Origin of the sequence: Microcoleus sp. bin48.metabat.b7b8b9.023 (assembly GCF_013299185.1) — a bacterium.
GTDB lineage: Bacteria > Cyanobacteriota > Cyanobacteriia > Cyanobacteriales > Microcoleaceae > Microcoleus.
Genome location: NZ_JAAFKG010000013.1, coordinates 39,601 through 57,994, shown reverse-complemented (window position 1 = coordinate 57,994; position 18,394 = coordinate 39,601). Strand labels below are relative to the sequence as shown.

18 protein-coding genes are annotated in these 18,394 nt (G+C 45.0%); 12 read left to right on the top strand and 6 right to left on the bottom strand.

Going from position 1 to position 18,394, the window contains the following annotated elements; translation table 11 throughout:
* Positions 1-73: 73 nt before the first annotated feature.
* On the top strand, positions 74-1,435 hold the full coding sequence (locus QZW82_RS10265; protein WP_293147751.1) for an IS4 family transposase: 1,362 nt from the start codon (positions 74-76) through the stop codon (positions 1,433-1,435).
* Positions 1,436-1,631: 196 nt separating this feature from the next.
* Here the strand turns inward: QZW82_RS10265 and QZW82_RS10260 are convergent, their stop codons facing one another.
* On the bottom strand, positions 1,632-1,772 hold the full coding sequence (locus QZW82_RS10260) for a hypothetical protein (RefSeq protein ID WP_293147663.1): 141 nt from the start codon (positions 1,770-1,772) through the stop codon (positions 1,632-1,634).
* 111 nt (positions 1,773-1,883) lie between these two features.
* Between QZW82_RS10260 and QZW82_RS10255 the strand changes: the two genes are divergently transcribed.
* Positions 1,884-2,678 (top strand): pseudouridine synthase, encoded by a 795-nt coding sequence (locus tag QZW82_RS10255; protein ID WP_293147750.1) that lies wholly within the window; start codon positions 1,884-1,886, stop codon positions 2,676-2,678.
* Entirely contained in the window at positions 2,675-3,544 is an 870-nt protein-coding gene (locus QZW82_RS10250; protein ID WP_293147661.1) for a RodZ domain-containing protein, read from the top strand. The genes QZW82_RS10255 and QZW82_RS10250 overlap by 4 nt, the downstream gene beginning before the upstream one ends.
* Before the next feature lie 256 nt (positions 3,545-3,800).
* Here the strand turns inward: QZW82_RS10250 and malQ are convergent, their stop codons facing one another.
* Entirely contained in the window at positions 3,801-5,309 is a 1,509-nt protein-coding gene (gene malQ / locus QZW82_RS10245) for a 4-alpha-glucanotransferase (protein ID WP_293147659.1), read from the bottom strand.
* Positions 5,310-5,416: 107 nt separating this feature from the next.
* On the opposite strand from malQ, the gene QZW82_RS10240 reads away from it, so the two are divergent.
* Positions 5,417-5,626 (top strand): hypothetical protein, encoded by a 210-nt coding sequence (locus QZW82_RS10240; RefSeq protein WP_293147657.1) that lies wholly within the window; start codon positions 5,417-5,419, stop codon positions 5,624-5,626.
* Between the two features lie 421 nt (positions 5,627-6,047).
* Here the strand turns inward: QZW82_RS10240 and QZW82_RS10235 are convergent, their stop codons facing one another.
* The 3 genes from QZW82_RS10235 to QZW82_RS10225 form a co-directional block, all read right to left on the bottom strand.
* Positions 6,048-6,173, bottom strand: coding sequence for a photosystem II protein Y (locus tag QZW82_RS10235; protein WP_265235804.1), 126 nt, complete (start codon positions 6,171-6,173; stop codon positions 6,048-6,050).
* Between the two features lie 579 nt (positions 6,174-6,752).
* Positions 6,753-7,511, bottom strand: coding sequence for a MinD/ParA family protein (locus QZW82_RS10230; protein ID WP_293147654.1), 759 nt, complete (start codon positions 7,509-7,511; stop codon positions 6,753-6,755).
* A gap of 388 nt (positions 7,512-7,899) precedes the next feature.
* Entirely contained in the window at positions 7,900-9,672 is a 1,773-nt protein-coding gene (locus QZW82_RS10225; RefSeq protein WP_293147652.1) for a CHASE2 domain-containing protein, read from the bottom strand.
* A gap of 311 nt (positions 9,673-9,983) precedes the next feature.
* Between QZW82_RS10225 and QZW82_RS10220 the strand changes: the two genes are divergently transcribed.
* The 8 genes from QZW82_RS10220 (at position 9,984) to QZW82_RS10185 (ending at position 16,130) form a co-directional block, all read left to right on the top strand.
* Complete coding sequence (locus QZW82_RS10220) at positions 9,984-10,151, top strand: DUF928 domain-containing protein (RefSeq protein WP_293147650.1); 168 nt, start codon at positions 9,984-9,986, stop codon at positions 10,149-10,151.
* Positions 10,132-10,275, top strand: a complete 144-nt coding sequence (locus QZW82_RS10215) for a DUF928 domain-containing protein (RefSeq protein WP_293147648.1) — start codon at positions 10,132-10,134, stop codon at positions 10,273-10,275. The genes QZW82_RS10220 and QZW82_RS10215 overlap by 20 nt, the downstream gene beginning before the upstream one ends.
* A 258-nt stretch (positions 10,276-10,533) precedes the next feature.
* Positions 10,534-11,271, top strand: coding sequence for a DUF928 domain-containing protein (locus QZW82_RS10210; RefSeq protein WP_293147646.1), 738 nt, complete (start codon positions 10,534-10,536; stop codon positions 11,269-11,271).
* Between the two features lie 143 nt (positions 11,272-11,414).
* A complete protein-coding gene (locus QZW82_RS10205; RefSeq protein WP_293147644.1) occupies positions 11,415-12,149 on the top strand; it encodes a DUF928 domain-containing protein in 735 nt (244 codons plus the stop codon).
* 278 nt (positions 12,150-12,427) lie between these two features.
* Complete coding sequence (locus QZW82_RS10200; protein WP_293147643.1) at positions 12,428-13,168, top strand: DUF928 domain-containing protein; 741 nt, start codon at positions 12,428-12,430, stop codon at positions 13,166-13,168.
* Positions 13,169-13,236: 68 nt separating this feature from the next.
* A complete protein-coding gene (locus QZW82_RS10195; protein WP_293147641.1) occupies positions 13,237-14,031 on the top strand; it encodes an HAD family hydrolase in 795 nt (264 codons plus the stop codon).
* 635 nt (positions 14,032-14,666) lie between these two features.
* Complete coding sequence (locus QZW82_RS10190; RefSeq protein WP_293147639.1) at positions 14,667-15,884, top strand: DNA double-strand break repair nuclease NurA; 1,218 nt, start codon at positions 14,667-14,669, stop codon at positions 15,882-15,884.
* A gap of 27 nt (positions 15,885-15,911) precedes the next feature.
* The gene (locus QZW82_RS10185) at positions 15,912-16,130 is read left to right on the top strand and encodes a hypothetical protein (RefSeq protein WP_293147637.1); all 219 of its coding nucleotides are present in this window, start codon (positions 15,912-15,914) and stop codon (positions 16,128-16,130) included.
* A gap of 155 nt (positions 16,131-16,285) precedes the next feature.
* On the opposite strand, the gene QZW82_RS10180 is transcribed toward QZW82_RS10185, so the two are convergent.
* Positions 16,286-18,331, bottom strand: coding sequence for an ABC transporter ATP-binding protein (locus tag QZW82_RS10180; protein WP_293147635.1), 2,046 nt, complete (start codon positions 18,329-18,331; stop codon positions 16,286-16,288).
* Positions 18,332-18,394: the final 63 nt, after the last annotated feature.

Here is an 18,394-nt window from a genome sequence, read left to right as displayed (position 1 = left end):
AAATTGTCAAGGGGGTACACAAAAAAAAGTAAAATAGAATGAAACCTTGGCCAGACAAGCATTTGAGACAGTCATGAGTAGTAAAAAACGCATCCACCGAGATCATGCAAAGAAAAAAAATCGTCCCCAAGTAGAAAACGAAGCGATCGCGAATTACCTGGAAGATTTATTAATTCCTGCAATGGCGGCCCAAAAAACTTTTTATCGCCAACTAAATTTAAGAGATAGAATTCTAACACTGCCGTTAATGATGGCAGCAATATTAAGCTTACTATGGCGAGACGTAGCAGGAGTAACAGAATTAACCAGATTATTAAATAGAGAAGGATTTTTATGGTGTCAGCCACAAAACATTAGCCAACAAGCCTTGTCACAAAGATTTTTAACTTTTCCAGCAATTTTATTTGAGAAAGTATTTAAAGAATTACTACCTCATTTTCGACAAAAATGGTTAATGAGAAAATCGAGACCATTACCAGACAGCGTACAATTTGCTTTAAAAAACTTTGAGAATATCTGGATAGCAGACGGCTCAACATTAGAAGCATTATTTCGGAAACTAGATAGTTTATCAGATGTTCCAATTGGTCAATTATCCGGAAAAATAGGAGTAATAATAGACCTAGTAACTCATCTTCCCCAAGAAATTTGGTTTTGGACAAATCCCAAACAAGCAGATGTTCATTGGGAAGAAGATTTGCTAAAAACAGTTAAACCAAAAACCTTGCTGTTACTGGATCGAGGCTTCTATCACTTCGCTTTTTGGTCAAAATTAATGGAGCAAGAAATTGGATTTATTACTCGAATAAAGAAAGGTGCATCTTATCAAGTCAAAGGAGTATTAACAAATACTTATGATGTCAAAGACCAGATAATTCAGATAGGTGCAGGAACCCAAAAAACACCAGCTTTGACGATAAGATTAGTACAAATTCGGTGGAAAAATGGCTGGCGTTCTTATCTGACAAGCGTCCGAGAACCGGAAATATTGCCTCCCTATGTAGTGGCAGATTTATATCAAAGACGTTGGCGAATTGAAGACGCCTTTTGTATAGTAAAGAGACTCCTAAATTTAAGTTATTTATGGACAGGTTCGGTCAACGGAATCAAGCTCCAAATCTGGGCTACCTGGCTATTTTATGCAGTTTTGGTAGACTTAGGGGATGCTGTTGCAGATGAATTAGGAGTACCAATTGAACGTGTTTCATTAGAAATGATTTATCGGGGAATGTATCATTTTTCTGTGGCTTATCAAAAAGGAGCAGCTTCTGATCTAGTTAAGTATTTTGCCGATCAGAAAAATCAAGATTTAGGGATTCGATCGCGAATGCGAAAACCTCATGTCAGGCTAATTATTTCTCCTTTCCCTGGAACTCAAAGAAGTCCCGAACAATTTTTTGGCAATAATAAGGCAACAAATGGAGTCATATTTTAATTGGTATCTCGGTAAAAAATGAGTAAGATTACTCATTGACAACAGTGTTTTTAGCTTAACTTGTGAGTAATGGTCTCCAGTAAATATAAAGCCGGCCACTGAAGAAGAGGTTTTAAACCCTATTTCCTGATAAAATTAACCAGCAGTACCGGTTTTATGGTAGTGTTGGTTAATGGTCCTGTCAGACCCACACCTCTCACATCAGTAGCAAACCAACGGTGCAGACCTGTGCCTGCCGCAAGTCTTTTCCTCGTAGTTTTTGCACAGCATTCAGGGTAATGCCATAAGGATAATCTGCACCAGGCGCAACGCCCTGTAAAGATTGGTTAGCAAACATGAGAATTTATTCCCAACCAGGAATTCAGCATTGGCAGCATCGGTTAATCCATTAACCGTGTTATATTTCCTCCCCCACCGCTCGGGTGTTGGGGCTTTCCACACTCCCGTCATGTCTGATGAAAGGCTGCAAAAAATCCTCGCCCAGTGGGGCATTGCCTCTCGCCGTCTTGCAGAACAGATGATTGTAGCTGGACGAGTCCGGGTTAATGGCAATATTGTTCGTTTAGGACAAAAGGCGAATCCCGATCGCGATTTCATCGAAGTCGATGGAGTCCATGTGAAACCAACAGATAGACCGGCAGAGGTCTATCTGTTGCTCAACAAACCCGCAGGCGTAGTTTCTACTTGCAGCGATCCCAGGGCGCGCTCGAAAGTTCTCGACCTGCTGCCGCCCAAACTGCGATCTGGTCAAGGCATCCATCCCGTAGGACGCTTAGATGCAGATTCCACAGGCGCCCTATTGCTCACCAATGATGGTAAGCTGACATTTTGTTTGACCCATCCGCGTCACTCGATCGCCAAAACTTATCAAGTTTGGGTGCTCGGCGATCCCCCGGAACCCATACTACAAGCGTGGCGTCAGGGCATTATCTTGTCCGGTAGAAAAACATTACCCGCGAAAGTTAGAGTTATCGATCGCGCGCGAGACCAAACTCTGTTAGAAGTAATTCTATCAGAAGGGAGAAACCGACAGATTCGGCGCACCGCCGAGCAGTTGGGATATCCAGTGGTACGCCTGCACCGCACAGCCATTGGCCCGATTCAATTGCAGCCCCCCGCAGGGCCGATATTGGCACCGGGCTGCTACCGACCCCTAGAAGATTCAGAAATTATTTTTTTATGGAATCTAGTCAACCTAACATCAATAAGCGTGCCAGTGAATCCCCAGGAGCACAGCATATGACAAAGAATTTATTGTTTTTATTCTCCCAAATAACTAAGAAGAAACTGCACTCCCAAGAGCCAGAAACTCCTCAGAAGAAATTAGCGGCAATAGGAGCTCAACTCCGCGAGTACCGCGAACAGCAGTCGATTTCTTTGGACAGAGTAGCTGTGGTAACCATGATTCGGCGGAATCTGCTGCAAGCCATCGAAGACGGCCAACTCGACCAACTCCCCGAACCCGTCTACACTCAAGGTTTGATCAAGCGGTACGCCGAAGCAATGGGTTTGGACGGAACTCAGTTTGCCGACTTTTTCCCGATCGAACCGCCACCGCGATCGACCACCAAGCTATCCTGGCAGAATGGGCCACAATTGCGGCCGATGCACCTGTACCTTTTTTACACATTTCTAATTATCTGTTCAGTCAATGTCTTATCTCAGTTGATGGGCGGTTCTCTGACAACAAAAAACGGTACGGGAACCAAAGAACTAGCTCTTGAGCAAGAACAAGCTCGTTTAGCCCAGAGCGCCTCAAAAAATCAGAAAGCCGATAGTTACGATGCTGTGGAAGCAACAAGAACAGGTCAAAATTTAGATAAATCTGGCAATAAACCAGTCATGGTTAACGTCAGTTTAAAAGACGAATCATGGATGAAGATTGAAGTTGATGGCAAACCCGAGTTTGAGGGAACTTTGCCTTCAGGAACTGTCCGCACCTGGCAGGCCCAAAACAAATTGGTAGTTCTAGCTGGTAACGCCGGCGGTGTAATGATTGCTGTGAATAACGGACAAGCCGAACAACTCGGAGAATCTGGGGTTGCCAAACAAGTTGTTTTTACCGCCGACGAACTCAAGCCTTCAGCAAAGCCCAAAAATGAAGGATAATCGGTAATCGGGAATCGGGAATCGGTAATTGGGAATGGCTGGAACTCCACATTTTTTAATTAGAATGTCGGTCTTTATTGACTGATATCATGTCAGGTCGATTACCATAACAATCACAGTTCGTAGTGCGGACTTCAGTCCGCCACCGTATAGCGGACTGAAGTCCGCACTACAAACCAATCTGATTGCGGTCGATCGATCGGACACGATATGATTACCAAATACCAATTACCAATTACCCACTACCAATGTTTGTTCAATTTTTCTGGGGAGCGCGCCCGCAGATGTAAGTCATGGTTTTGAGCCGATCGCGCACCTCCCAATTCAAAGCTTCGCGCCGATACCGCCAGCCCCAATTTCCCTCTGCTTTCCCCGGAAAATTCATCCGCGCGTCGGTATCCAAACCCAACAAATCTTGAAAGGGCACGATCGCCAAATTAGCAATAGAAAACCAACCCATGCGGATTAAAGACCAGTGAATTCCTTGGGGATCGATGCAGCCCAAATAACGCAAAACCTCATCTCTTTCGTAGTTTTGCAGTTGATTGAACCAGCCAACAGTCGTGTCGTTGTCGTGGGTACCCGTGTAAACTACACAGTTACGAACATAATTGAAAGGCAAAAAAGGATCGCCAGGCCCCGCACCGAAAGCAAACTGCAAAATCTTCATTCCGGGAAACTCAAACCGATCGCGCAAAGCTTCCACTTCCGGAGTAATTACCCCCAAATCCTCAGCGATAATCGGCAAATTGCCGAACTTCTCGTTAATTACCTCAAACAAAGCCGTTCCCGGCGCATTAATCCACTCTCCGTCGATCGCAGTTTCCTGCCCGCGTTTCACCGCCCAGTAAGCATCAAATCCTCGAAAGTGGTCGATCCGAGTCACATCTACATAAGCGAAAATCGCCTCAAAACGCTGCACCCACCACTGAAAATTAGTTGCTTCCAAAGCCTCCCAATTGTAAACAGGATTGCCCCACAATTGACCTGTTGCGCTGAAGTAATCCGGCGGAACTCCCGCCATCAAAGCTGGTTCTCCAGTTGCTTCATCCAAACAAAACAAGTCCGGATGCGACCACACATCAGCACTGTCGTGAGCGACATAAATCGGAATGTCACCAATAATTTTAATGTCGCGCAGGTTCGCATAGCGTTTCAACTCAGTCCACTGGCGGAAAAACTCGAACTGCACGTATTTGTAGTAATAAATCTCATTATGTAGCTGCTGCCGCCACTTGTCTAGCGCCTCCGGTTGGCGCTGTGCAATTTCTGGTTCCCAAGTGTGCCAGCTCGTGCCGTTGAAGCTGTCTTTTAGTGCCATAAATAAGGCATAATCTTCCAGCCAAGTCGCTTTGCTCTCGCAAAAAGCCGAGAATTCTCTTTGCTGCACCGGCGATGCTTTCGCTTTGAAGTTTTCGCAGGCTTTTTTGAGCAGGGGTATTTTGTGTGCGATCGCGCGATCGAATTCTACTGTATCCAGGGGAAATTCCGGCGAATGAGCTAAATCTTCATCGCTGAGCAATTGCTCGTCCCGCAGAATTTCCGGGCTCAGCATCAGCGGATTTCCTGCCATTGCTGAATAGCACGAATAAGGAGAATTGCCGTATCCTGTCGGGCCCAGCGGCAATATCTGCCAGTATTGCTGGTCGCTCTCTACTAAAAAGTCAATAAAGCGATATGCTTCTATTCCCATATCCCCAACGCCAAATCGGCTGGGAAAAGATGTCGGGTGGAGTAAAATGCCGCTAGCTCGGGGAAAAAGCATAATCTATCTAAAGATATAGGAGTTAAACATTGACAATTTGACCGATATTCCCTACAGGTTAAACTTTGCAGTTTGTTGGGCGATTTTCAGGGCAAATACTTTTGCGATTGTCTCATATTTTCTGCTGGAACGTGCTTGCTAAATATTTGTGTCGCAATCTCATCACAAATGCTGAGGCGATCGCAAAATATCAAGCTCCCCACTTACACCCTTGCCAGCACTGCGGTCAATTGGGATCTCTTACCCAGGATCGTTTGCTGCTGACTATTTTGGTCGATCGCACCCAGTTTATGCACAAGTTTATTTATAACTTTTAAGTGGCTTTCGCTCTATCTGTCTGGAGTCGTACATTGCGATCTCCGGGCCAAACATCAAACAAGTTCCCAAACAGGATGCAACTATATCTCGGCGTTCCAAATCCTTATGCAGTAAGTGCTTCGATTTTAGATTTTAGATTCTTCGACCGGAGCGACCGAACAAGTTTTAGACTTTAGGTTTACTTCACATATTCATCACCCGAGCAGGAACAGGAGTCTAAAATTTTGGGTTCTGCACACTCATAGCTTCAGGGGCACGGTACCGGTTTTTGGGCGGGGTTATCGATCGTCGAAAATCTTTAATGCCCAAATCAAAAATGGCATCAGCCCTGCTTCTCATCAGAGCCAATGCACAAATCAGCCGACTGTTTTTGTATCTCAACAAACAGTCGGCTGCAAAATTACGGTGAAAATGCTGAGTTTAAGTTTCCTTATTCAACAATTTCTCAACTTGTTTGAGAGCTATAGTGCCGACGTTGTAAGCAGCCCAGCCGCCCGCCAACAAAACCGGACTCAATACTATTAGTATGCGCCAGTCAAAATCCATGAGTTCTCCTCCTAAAGTTTTTTAACAAATTCTCATAATCTATTTGTATCTCATTTTGTCGCCATTCTCCTGACTCCTCAAGCAAATATTGTCGCCGAAAAAGTTCCTCTGCAGCAACGAGCGATCGCGCTTGCAGGAAATCGCGCCCCAGTAATTGAGACTGCAACTCGCTCTCGTCAACCTTCATCAGAAAATTGGGTTGGAAACCCCGTCCTTCTAGGACGGCTTTGTGTTAAAATCTAGATGGTCAATGACCCACCCGTGACGATGGATCAGACAGCTCGGGCGGGCGAAGCCCGGATGTATCCGGCGGCGCAGCAAAATCGGTAGACCGGGAAAAGAGGACGGGGCAATGGTGAACATCCCTAGAATCACGCACAGCACCAAGAATTCCTTTTAAGGTTTTCGACACATAAAAACCGCTGGACTAGCGGGGTTAGTCTGTGGAGCGAGCGTAAGACCATAAAACTCCTTGGAGGGTGGAGGCAGTTGCTATGAAGCAGAAACCTAAATCGTGAGGTTTAGGAATCACCGCACTTTTAGGGCGGTGAGGATGTCAACCGCTGTCCTTACACCAAATTATCCCAAAATCTGTTTGGCAATCCCTTCCACCACTTGAGTTAGAGGGTCTTTAGGGAAGTGCAGGGCAAACACCCCCTTGCTGGCTAACAGCATCATCTTGTCGCTGTGGGGCAGCACCCCTCCAACTGGGATGTTGTAAATACTCTCTACTTGCTGCTTCAAATCCTCGAAATCCAAGGATTCTGGCGCTTTGTTGATCGCGATCAAAATCTTGGGAACTTCTAATTTGCGGGCCACATCTACCGTGACAGCCGTTCCCTGAAAATCTTGCTGATCCGGACGCAGAATCAGCAGCAGGATGTCCGAAATCGTGATGCTGAGCAGGGTTTCTTCGTTGAGTCCTGGGTGCGTGTCGATAAATAGGTAGTCTAAGTTCAGAACGTCGATCAGTTCTTGAAAGCCGTCCGTAAGCAGTCCCACGTCGTAGCCTTCCCGCAAAACTCGCGCTATCTCCCCTGCTTTAATGCTCGAAGGAATCAGGTAGAGGCTGCCGTTACGGGCTAATTTTGGCAGCAGCGAACTCACATTGTAGGCCGTATCCGAGATCGGACACCGGCCCCACAGGTAATCGTTGAGGCAGCGATCCATGTTGTTCTCGCTGAAACCGAACAGCACGTGAATCCCGGGCGATTGAATGTCTGTGTCCACAATGGCGACCCTGTTTCCGCCGCGAGCGATAATAGATGCCAGGTTTGCAGTCATGTTAGATTTGCCAGTGCCACCCCGGTAAGAGTGGACAGAGATGATTTTGGACATGATAGGCGTATTGCAAAGATTAAACAATTATCTCTTTAAGTCTAATCATTTATGGACTTTCAAGTTTTTGAGATGCTGGACTTTTATTTAGATTCAGTTGTTGATTTATGTCCTCTATAGTTGGGAACCCTGCTTAGCTACGAAGTCTGCCAATCAATCAGACTCTAGAAAAGAAGGCATTAATGAGAGGTAGATCGGATTGTAGTCTACAACCAAAAGTAATCTCAATAACCCGATAGGTAAAATAGATACAGGGCGTAGTAATTAGTCAACTAGGCTTAACACCGTCAAAACGGAATGTAAATCATATTTGACCGTAGATTCTACAACGATGACAGGGAGAAACGCGGACAATCAATTATTATGCAATTCACGATCGCATCATATATCATAAAGTATCAATTTTTTCCTCTTCGATCTTCTTGTCTGCCTTCCGGCGCTGCCGCATCTGCTTTGCCCTGGCTTGCAAATCGCTGAACCCCTCATCGGGTTCGGTTTCGCCAGAACTAGCACTCGCGCCAGGATCGATCGCGCTTTCTGTTTTTGAGTCGCTTTCCGATGCAGTCGCCGCGGCCCGCTGCTTCTGCTGTTTAGCTTTTAGCTGCAACTGAGCTAAGAATTCGTCTGCGTCGCTTTGGGCCTGGGGAAGATCCACATTACCCACCGTTATTTCTTGGGGATCCGAGGGAGTTTTTTCAGAGGTATCTTTTTTACTACTTTTGAGTTCATCTTTCTTGAGCTGCAATTCTTTAAAGAAATCTGATTCTACAATGTCTGCAACTTGTTGTTCTTTTTGGGCTTGGTCTATTTCGATTTTGAATACTTGTTTTACGCGATCGGTAATTGCTTTCCCGTATCCCGATTTATTAAATCTGTCTGCTGATACAATGCTGCCACCAGTTAGGATTAATGCTAAGGCTGGCGCTGCTACAGGCACCCACCCTCCCAACAGAAAAATCCCAAAACCGATCGCGCCACACCCCGACAGTATTGCTGCGAATGTCAGCGCCAGCTTCCATGGGTGAGCCATCCGCGATGCCACGGTTCCTCCCACAATTGACCATCCTGCAATCCACAGGATTTCTGCCCATTCCGGCCAAAACCAAAACATCGGTCTCTTGTCTAAAACAGCACTCAAAATTTGGCTGATTACTTGTGCGTGTACCACGATCCCCGGCATGAATTGGTTTTTTTGCTGCTGTCCACTGTAAGGAGTATAAAATATATCTTTAACGGTTTCTGATGTGTAACCGATCAGCACTATTTTATCTTTCACTAAATTCGGATTGACTTTCCCTTGTAAAACATCGCTAATTGTAACTTTGTTTGCAACTTGGTTTCTGGAGTGATAGTTAATTAGTATTTGATATCCCCTCGCATCGATATTGCTGTATCCTCCGTCATTGCTTTTTAATTTTTTTAAATTAGTTTTTCCCAGCCATAAAGATTGATCTGCTCCCAGTCTGGGGAAAATTTTATACTTTTGCAAGTAGCGGAGTGATAGCTGGAGGTTGAAGGAAGTTAAAACTTGAAAATTGTCATTGCAAAGATGTTTTTCTACCGAGTTATCGCCCTTAATTATCGGTGGTTTCATAAATAATAAAGCCCTGCGGAGTATGCCGCCCGGATCGATTCCAAAATCTGCAAATCCCACCCGGTTTGCTGGTATTCCCGGAGGAGGGGGAGAACCGGGAGTGTCGGGGCCTCCGTCGGTGACTAAACATACCCCGATAATTCGATCGCTTTTTTGTAAAACTTTAGTTAATTCCTCGCGCCCCTCTCCTAAAGGTACATCTCGCAGTACGTCTAAGCCGATGACTGCCGGCTGCATTTTTTCTAGTTTTTGTAATATTTCAGCTATTTTGCGATCGGATATCGGCCACTGCTTTAGTTTCTGAATGTCTGCTTCGGTAATCCCCACAATTAGCAAGCGCGGATCTGGCTTTTCGTCGGGACGCCATCTCAGCATTTGGTCGTAAGCGCTTAATTCTGCTGGTTCCAGTATTCCTAGGTGCCTAGCCCCACCCAACCATAATGTTACTGCCGCGCTTCCAATTAATACAGAGCTAACAACTGTTAGTGATGGTTTATACAGTTGACTCAATTGAGCCGCTGCCCAACGAATTTTGTCAGATAGAAATTTGTTAGATATTTTAGTCATTGCCAGATTATAAAATTTTGAGTCGTTTCACCGAACAGCAGTTATGTTGCTTGTCGGCACCTACACGAGACTTCTTCCATCTTAGAACACCCGGAAACTCCGACCGATTTGTAACAAAACTTTACAGTTCGCTGGTAGCGAAATGTATATGGAATCACACTCGCGACCTCGACCGCTGGATTTACCGTCCCCAGAATCCAGTTGCAGCTCCAATTAATTAATGTTATTGATTTGTCAAGCTTCAAATTCTGTATCTGCGGTGTGAGACTAGCTTCTCAAAAATATTGGTCGCCAGCAGGGAGAAAAAATTTATGTACCAAAAAACATTTAAAGTTGATGAATCCGGGATTGTTGAAATTAGCATTCTCGCTACGGGCGACAGCAACAAATCACTGGAAGTTGGCAAGCGTTACGTGCGATCGTTTTCGATGATTTGCGAACCAGACGCTCGATCGGCAGATGGCAGATACAGTTGTTAAAGGGTTCGTACAGCGCATCGCACCCCAGCCAACTCTCAATAGCGATTTGGCAAATCCCGACCCGATGACGTGGCTCGAAGTTTATGCTAAAAATGAGATTTGGTACGAAACTCTCGCTACTTGAACCCAAATGCGGCGACAGACACCGAGATATGCGAGACCCAGAGCCAAGTAGACCTAATTGTTGCAGTCCCAAGGACTGGAATCAGTGGTAGGTCAATCGCTGGTTGAGTCTCTTTAAAAATCGCTATTTATTGAACTTTTTTCCTTCTTTTGATGGCGATGCGAACAATCAAAACTTGACCGGATCGCGCCCGGGCTGAGAACTCCGGACTAACAGTAGAGACGAGATCTATAATATATCTATAAGGTTGGTGAAAAAATGAAACGTTTTCTACATTTTACTGCACTCGCGATCGCTGTATGTGCGATCGCACTTAGTCTCCCCAGTTTCCTGCCACCGATGCAGGCTGTGCCTGCACCAATGCTGCTGAGTCAGAATGTTAAATTTAAACCTCCCGATGTAGACGCCCCCGACAACAGGCAATCGGCGACGCATCGAGGGAATGCTTGTCCGAAGGATTTATCTATTGTTCCTTTAATACCTAAAAGCAATGATGGTTTAACCATAGCAGAATCGCCAACATTCTTGGCCTATGTTTCTCACCCTTCGACTCAAGTCGAGTTTACGTTGCAAGCTGACGATGGAAAAGGAATCGATGCTTATAAAACGACTTTCAAAGTTGAAAAACCGGGGATAATTGAGGTCAGTATTCCTAACAAAGGGGAGGGCAAAAAATCTCTGGAGGTTAACCAGCGGTATCAGTGGTCGTTTTCCGTGGCTTGCAATGACGATCCGTCGGGAAATTATTTTGTTAAAGGGTTTGTGAAGCGCATTGAACCCGAGGAAACTCTCAAGAAAAATTTGGCAAATCCTGACCCTATGGCCTTGGCGATCGCTTATGCTGAAAATAATATTTGGTACGATACAATTGGTACTCTAGCCCAAATGCGGCGAGGATCACCCAATGATGCGAGTCTCAGGGCCGAGTGGAAGCAATTGTTGCAGTCCCAAAAACTCGAATCAGTTGCCGATCAACCGCTAGTTCAGTCTTTTTAAGCCTCCCTATTTCTCAAGGCTTTCTTTTGTCCTTCTTCTGAGGCTCTGAAGATTGACAAATTAAACCGATCGCCCGCTGCGATTCCTACTCCTAGTCAGGAGTAAAAATCCGAACCCTGATTTTATTCTATCTGGTGAAAAAAATGAAACGTTTTCTACATTTTACGGCACTGGCGATCGCTGTATTGGCGATCGCAATTACTCTCCCCAGCTTGTTTTCACCGATGCAGGCTGTCCCTGCACCAACTCCCCTGGGTCAGAATGTTAATTTCACACCGCCAGAGGTAACAGCCCCCGAGAACCGGCAAGGGGGAGCACATCGAGGCTGTCAGTTGCAGGATGGCTTATCGATTACTCCCTTAATACCTGAAAGCAATATTGGCTTAACCCTCACAGAGTCGCCAACATTTTTTGTCTATGTTTCTCAGCCGGCGGCTCAAGTAGAGTTTGTTTTGCTAAACGAAGATGAATCCGAAGTAGTCTACGAATCTAGTTTGAAAGTTGACAAAGCTGGAATTGTGGGAGTCAGCCTTTCTGACAAAGGTAAGACAAAAAATATTGAGGTTGGTAAGCGATATGTCTGGTCGTTTGCACTGGCTTGCGATCCTCAGGAACGATCGGGAGATTATATTATTAAAGGATGGATGCAGCGAGTTGAACCGCAAGGAACTCTCAAGAGCGCTTTGGCAAATCCCGACCCGAGGGCGAAGCTGATCGCTTATGCTAAAAATGGCATTTGGTACGAGACTCTGGCGACTTTAGCCCAAATGCGTAGTGTCGCACCCGATGATGCGCGGCTGAAGACTGAGTGGACGCAATTGTTGAAGTCCCAAAAACTCGAAGCAGTCGCCGATAAACCCCTAGTTCAGCCTCTTTAAGCGTCCCGATTTCTCAAGGCTTAATTTGTCCTTCTTATGAGAATCTGAAGATTGACAAATTAAGCCGATCGCCCGCTGCGATTCAAACTCCTAGGGATGATTCAACAGTTGACAGTTGACAGTTGACAATTGACAGGTTGAGAGCGACCTCTACCGATAAGGAAGAGAATTGAAATAGTTAATAATTTTGTTTTATTTCCCTGTCGAAGGAGGAGGCTTTAAACCCATTCTTCTTGGTAAAAATGCCAACCCCAACCTTCCTGTTATGTGGTTAAAAAATGAAACGTTTTCTGAATGGGGTTGCACTCGCGATCGTCGCATTGGCGATCGCACTTACTATCCCCAGTTTACTGCCACCGATGCAGGCAGTGCCTGCACAAATTCTCCTGAGTCAGAATATTAATTTCAAACCTCCAGATGTTACAGCACCCAATAGTAGAGTAGCAGGGACTCATCGAAGCGGAGGTTGTGTGAAGGATGTATCTATTATTCCTTTAATACCTAAAAGCAATATTGGTTTAACCGTAGCAGAAATGCCAACATTTTTGGCTGACATTTCTTCTGCTGCGACTCAAGAAATCGAGTTTGCTTTACAAACTTACGATGGCAAAAATAACGAGGTTTACCAAACTACTTTCAAGGTTGAAAAACCAGGGATAGTTGAGATCGATATTCCTAAAAAAGGCGATGGCAAAACATCTCTTCAACTTAACCAGCCCTATCAGTGGTCGTTGTCAGTGCCTTGCAATCAAGATTATTCCGAGGATTATCTGGTGACAGGATTTGTGCAGCGTATTGAACCACAGCCAACTCTTAAGGAAACTTTGGCAAATCCCGATCGCATGGAATTGGCGATCGCCTATGCTAAAAATGGGATTTGGTACGATACTATTTCTACTCTAGCCCAAATGCGGCGACAAGCTCCTGACGATCCGATGCTGAAAGCAGAGTGGGCGCAATTGTTGAAGTCCCAAAAACTAGAAGCAGTTGCCGATAAACCGCTAGTTCAGTCTTTTTAATTGAGACTATTCAGCCAAATCCCAAATCCCAAATCTAAACTCTAAACTCTAAACTCTAAACTCGGTTGATGACTAATAACTCTCCAACAATTCTAGCCCTTGATTTTGACGGTGTAATTTGTGACGGACTAATCGAATATTTCCAAACCGCTTGGCGAACCTACTGCCAAATCTGGCAACCAGTCGAAATAGTCCCCGATGCAGATTTAGCTTTGAGTTTTTACCGAGTGAGGCCAGCCATCGAAACCGGCTGGGAAATGCCCCTGCTGATTCGCGCACTGCTGACAGGAATTACCGAAGAGCAAATTTTGCTAGACTGGCCAAACATTGTCCCGCAGTTATTGACCGAAAATAATTTAAAAGCCCAGTCTGTCGGCGCCATGTTAGACGGACTGCGCGATAGTTGGATTGCTGAGGATTTAGCTGGGTGGCTGTCTTTGCACCGCTTTTATCCAGGAGTAGCCGATCGCCTGCATTCGTTACAGGATAGTTCGGTCAAAGTCGCGATCGTCACCACCAAGGAAGGCCGTTTTGTGCGGGAACTCTTGCAGCTAGCGGGCGTACAAATGCCGTCGGAGTTAATTTTTGGCAAGGAATACAACAAGCCGAAACACCAAATATTGCGGGAATTTTTGGCGGCGTCTGGCAAAGATACGACTATTTGGTTTGTCGAAGATCGGTTAAAAACTTTGGTTTCTGTGAAGCAGCAGCCGGATTTATCTCAGGTGAGGTTGTTTTTGGCTGACTGGGGTTACAATACTTTGGCAGAACGGGAATCTGTGGCTCAAAATCCACCAGTTCAATTGCTTTCTCTGTCGCAGTTTGCCGGAGATTTTGTCGATTGGCTGCCCGACGAATGTTGATGTTAGACTTGTTGGCAGGGAGATTTTTTTTCGCTTAGCAGAGTCAAAAAAAATCTCCAAATTTTACACTTTTTTTGTTGACTTTTGTGGTGCTGGTATGGTATTTTTATATAATGGGATGGTTGCAAAAATAATATTTTTGAACATATTCCCATTATGATATAAATATAACAGGAATTCCCCAAATAATCAAGCATACCGACAAAAAAAATCGATTTTTTTTTATCGGTGACTGTAATAAAATAGGTTCGTAGTGAGGACTTTAGTCCTTCTTTTCCAGGAGGTTCGTAGTGAGGACTTTAGTCCTTCTTTCCCAGGTTCGTAGTGAGGACTTTAGTCCTTATTTCCCAGGTTCGTAGTAAGGACTTTAGTCCTTATTTCCCAGGTTCGTAGTAAGGACTTTAGTCCTTATTTCCCAGGTTCGTAGTAAGGACTTTAGTCCTTCTTTCCCAGGTTCGTAGTAAGGACTTTAGTCCTTATTTCCCAGGTTCGTAGTAAGGACTTTAGTCCTTATTTCCCAGGTTCGTAGTGAGGACTTTAGTCCTTATTTCCCAGGTTCGTAGTAAGGACTTTAGTCCTTCTTTTCCCAAGGACTTGCATTCCGAACGATCGCACCAATCAGAGACTTAAAACCAATGCTAGATTTAACTAAAGCAGCCAAAGCAATGCAGGGAATGAGCCAGCATTTGAATGTGGAAGCTTTGGCGGCTCGCCAGCGTTTGGAAGTGGCTCAGAATTTGCTGGAACAGGCGGCAGTGGGACAAGAAAAATTGGTAGAATTGCAAGAGAGTTGGAGCGATCGCACATTATTCAATGCAGCCACGCCGATCGAGCCCTTGGGCGATCGCACCTACATCACCGCACCGCCCGCCGCCCACACAGTCTTCGCCACAGACGGATCGCAAATTTCGCCCAGCCATCACGAAATAGCCTACTGCTACCTGATCAACGTCGGTACAGTCATGCTGCACTACGGGCAAAGTCGGCACCCAGTTTTAGACAGCGTGCCCGAAGTTTTCTACAAACCCGAAGACTTGTATGCTTCGCGCCAGTGGGGAATTAGAACCGAAGAGTGGATGGGATACCGGCGCGCCGTTTCCGAAGCCATCGCCCTCGCGGAAATGGGCTGCAATTGGGCAAAATTTAACGACAATCAACTACCCGCGCCAACTTTGGCAATGGTAGATGGTTCCCTGATTTATTGGTTTTTGGAACAGTTACCTAGCGAAGCGCGCGATCGAATTTTGCAGCCAATTTTAGAAGCTTGGGACAAATTGCGCCTAGCAAAAATTCCCTTATTAGGATACTTGAGCGCTTCTCGCAGCACCGAAAGCTTATCATTTTTGCGGTTTCAAGCCTGCACCCACGAAGTACCAGACTGCATGACAAACTGCCCCAACGTCGGATTTTCCGCCACCAGTGCTTTCGACGAAAAAGCACCTTGTCAAGAATTTGAACCATTGCGAGATGCCGTCTTGTGGGCCACAATCCTGCTACCCGGACAAAGAAGCCCGTTGTGGAAATCCCACGCTCGAATTTTAGATTTATACGGTCTCAATCCCATCTATTTTTGTTATGTTCACGTTGGCACAGAAATTGCTAGAATAGAAATTCCGGAATGGGTAGCACAAGATAATACAGAGCTAGATTTAGCCTTAGGAATGATGCTAGCTCAAGTACACAAAGGTGGCGGCTATCCCGTGACGCTAGCAGAAGCCCACAACCAAGCAGTAGTCACCGGGGGCGATCGAAGTAGCTTTTTTGCTTTGTTAGAGCAGCAAATGATTAAAGCTGGTTTAAAAAATGTCGGAATTTCTAATAAGGAAACCCGGAAGCGCGGTAGTATTGCTTGAATTAAAAATAAGAGTTAAAAATGTTATATGCCAATAGAGTTAATCATCTTAATTGCTTCCTTACTTGTTTCTTGGCTGGTGTTTAATTGGGCTTTTAAAGTATTGAAAGCCAGCGCGGGTACAGCAATTGCTATAGCCGCAATTGTGTTGGCGATGCAGTTATTGTTTGGCATCGGGCCAAATCAGCTTTTTCAGCATATCACTCACCTGCCACAAACCCTTGGAAAAATCATTTTTGGTAAGTGATATGATTTTAGATTTTAGATTTGTTCTCTCATCTAAAATCTAAAACCGCAAATCTACCGAGTTTAGGAAAAAAATTCCTTTCTCCTGACTTCCTTCGGTCAACTGTCAACTGTCAACTGTCAACTGTCAACTGTCAACTGTCAACTGTCAACTGTCTAACTTCCGAGCATTTGCAGCTTGTACAAACTCGCATACAAACCTTCTTGCTGCAACAACTCTTCGTGGCTGCCAGACTCTACTAACTGCCCGCGTTTGAGCACCAAAATGCGATCGACATTTCGGATAGTCGAGAGCCTGTGAGCAATGATTATAGCCGTTCTGTCAGCCATCACACGCTCCAGAGCCTCTTGAATCAAAGCTTCCGTTCCCACATCCAAACTAGCAGTCGCCTCGTCGAGCACTAAAATACTGGGGTTGCGAATGGCGGCGCGAGCAAACGCTAACAACTGCTTTTGTCCCCCGGAAAGATTCGTTCCCCTTTCCCGCAATTGCGTGTCATAACCTTGAGGTAATTCTTCAATTAAACGAGCAACATTCGTCTTTTCTGCTGCTGCTCGAATCTCCTCCATCGAGTAACTTTCGCCAAGGCTAATATTGCTCTTCACATCGCCAGCAAATAGAAAGCCATCTTGAATAATCACACCTACGTGTCTTCGCAATTCTGCTTGAGGTAAATCGCGAATATCTACATGATTAACCAAAATTCTGCCCCGTGTGGGCTCGTAGAGACGACACAGAAGACGAATAATTGAACTTTTTCCTGCACCTGTCGGGCCAACTAATGCGACTTTTTCGCCAGATTTGATGGTAAAATTCAGGTCTTGCAGAACATATTCATTATCTTTGTAAGCAAACCATACATTGTCAAATTGGATTTCTCCTGATTCAGATTCCTTTGATTGGGAATGAGCAACTAGGGATTTTTGATTGTTAGCTGATAGGCGATATTCAGAAGTTGCAGGAGTTTGATTACTTTCTACAAATTCTGGCTCATTTGAAGATAAATTATAAGCAAGTGCCTCTGGATGACCGGCCATCAGCAACGGCGAATAATATTCCCTTCTTCCTGCTTCCCTCTTCCCTCTTCCTTCTTCCGACTTCCATCGGACTTCTTCCTTCTCCCATTTTCCTTCTTCCTTCTCCCCGCTAGTTGGATCTTTAATTTCGATCGGTTCGTTGAGAATATCGCTAATCCGTTCGACGGCGGTAAATCCTGCTTGAATTGCCGTAAATTTCTCCGCAAATTGCCGCAGCGGATCGAAGAGACGCTGAGCAAATAAAATAAATGCAGACAGAGTACCAAAGTTAATTGTACCTTGCAGAAGGCTTTGACCGCCCATCCACAAAACGGCTGCAATCGCCACTAAAGCAATCCATTCCAATGTCGCAGATACGGCAGAGTCGTAAAAAATAGTTTTATCAACGGCTTTAATGTAGCGTTTGTTGGTGACATTAAACAATTCTGAGTTGAATCTTTCCCGGCGGAATAGCTGCACTACGCCAATACCCGTCAGGTTTTCTTGCAGTTGTGCGTTGAGATCGGAAAGTTCTTCTCTGGTAGTGTAATTTGCAATTCGATATTGGTACTGAAAATAAACGATTAAAGCGGTAATCGGTATCATCATCGTCACCAACATTAAAGCTAGTTGCCACTGCATGGTAAACATGAAAATGGCAATTACTAATATTGAAAATAAATCGCTGACAATCCCGATCGCCCCTGAGGAAAAAACCTCTCCCAAAGCTTCCACGTCACTGGTGAGGCGCGTCATCAATTTACCGACAGGAGTGCGATCGAAAAATCGCACCGCTAGCGAGGTGACGTGCACAAACAAATCATTTCTAATATCAGTAGTAATAATTTGCCCTACTTTTGTGACTAAATATCCTTGAAATGATTGCAGTCCCAATCTAAATGTTATAGTTAGCATCAGCAAGACTGCCAAAACATTTAATGCAGTAGATAAAGGCAATCCCTGTAAAAATTGATAGGTAGGTTCTGCTCGAATTACCGAAATTGCCTGTCCGATCAGAATCGGTTGAATTGCTCCTGAGACTGCTAGCGGTACTAATAGTGCGATCGAAATAATCAGCAAGCGTTTGCTGCGGGTTGCGTAAGCTGCCAACCTCAGGAATAACCGCCAGTCTGTATCGCGGCGGGGTTGGTTTTCGGTGTCTGCTACTGGTGAGGAAATGGTCATTTACAGGAAAACTGGTATAATACATCCAATTAATAATTGTAACAAAGATAATCAATATTTTAG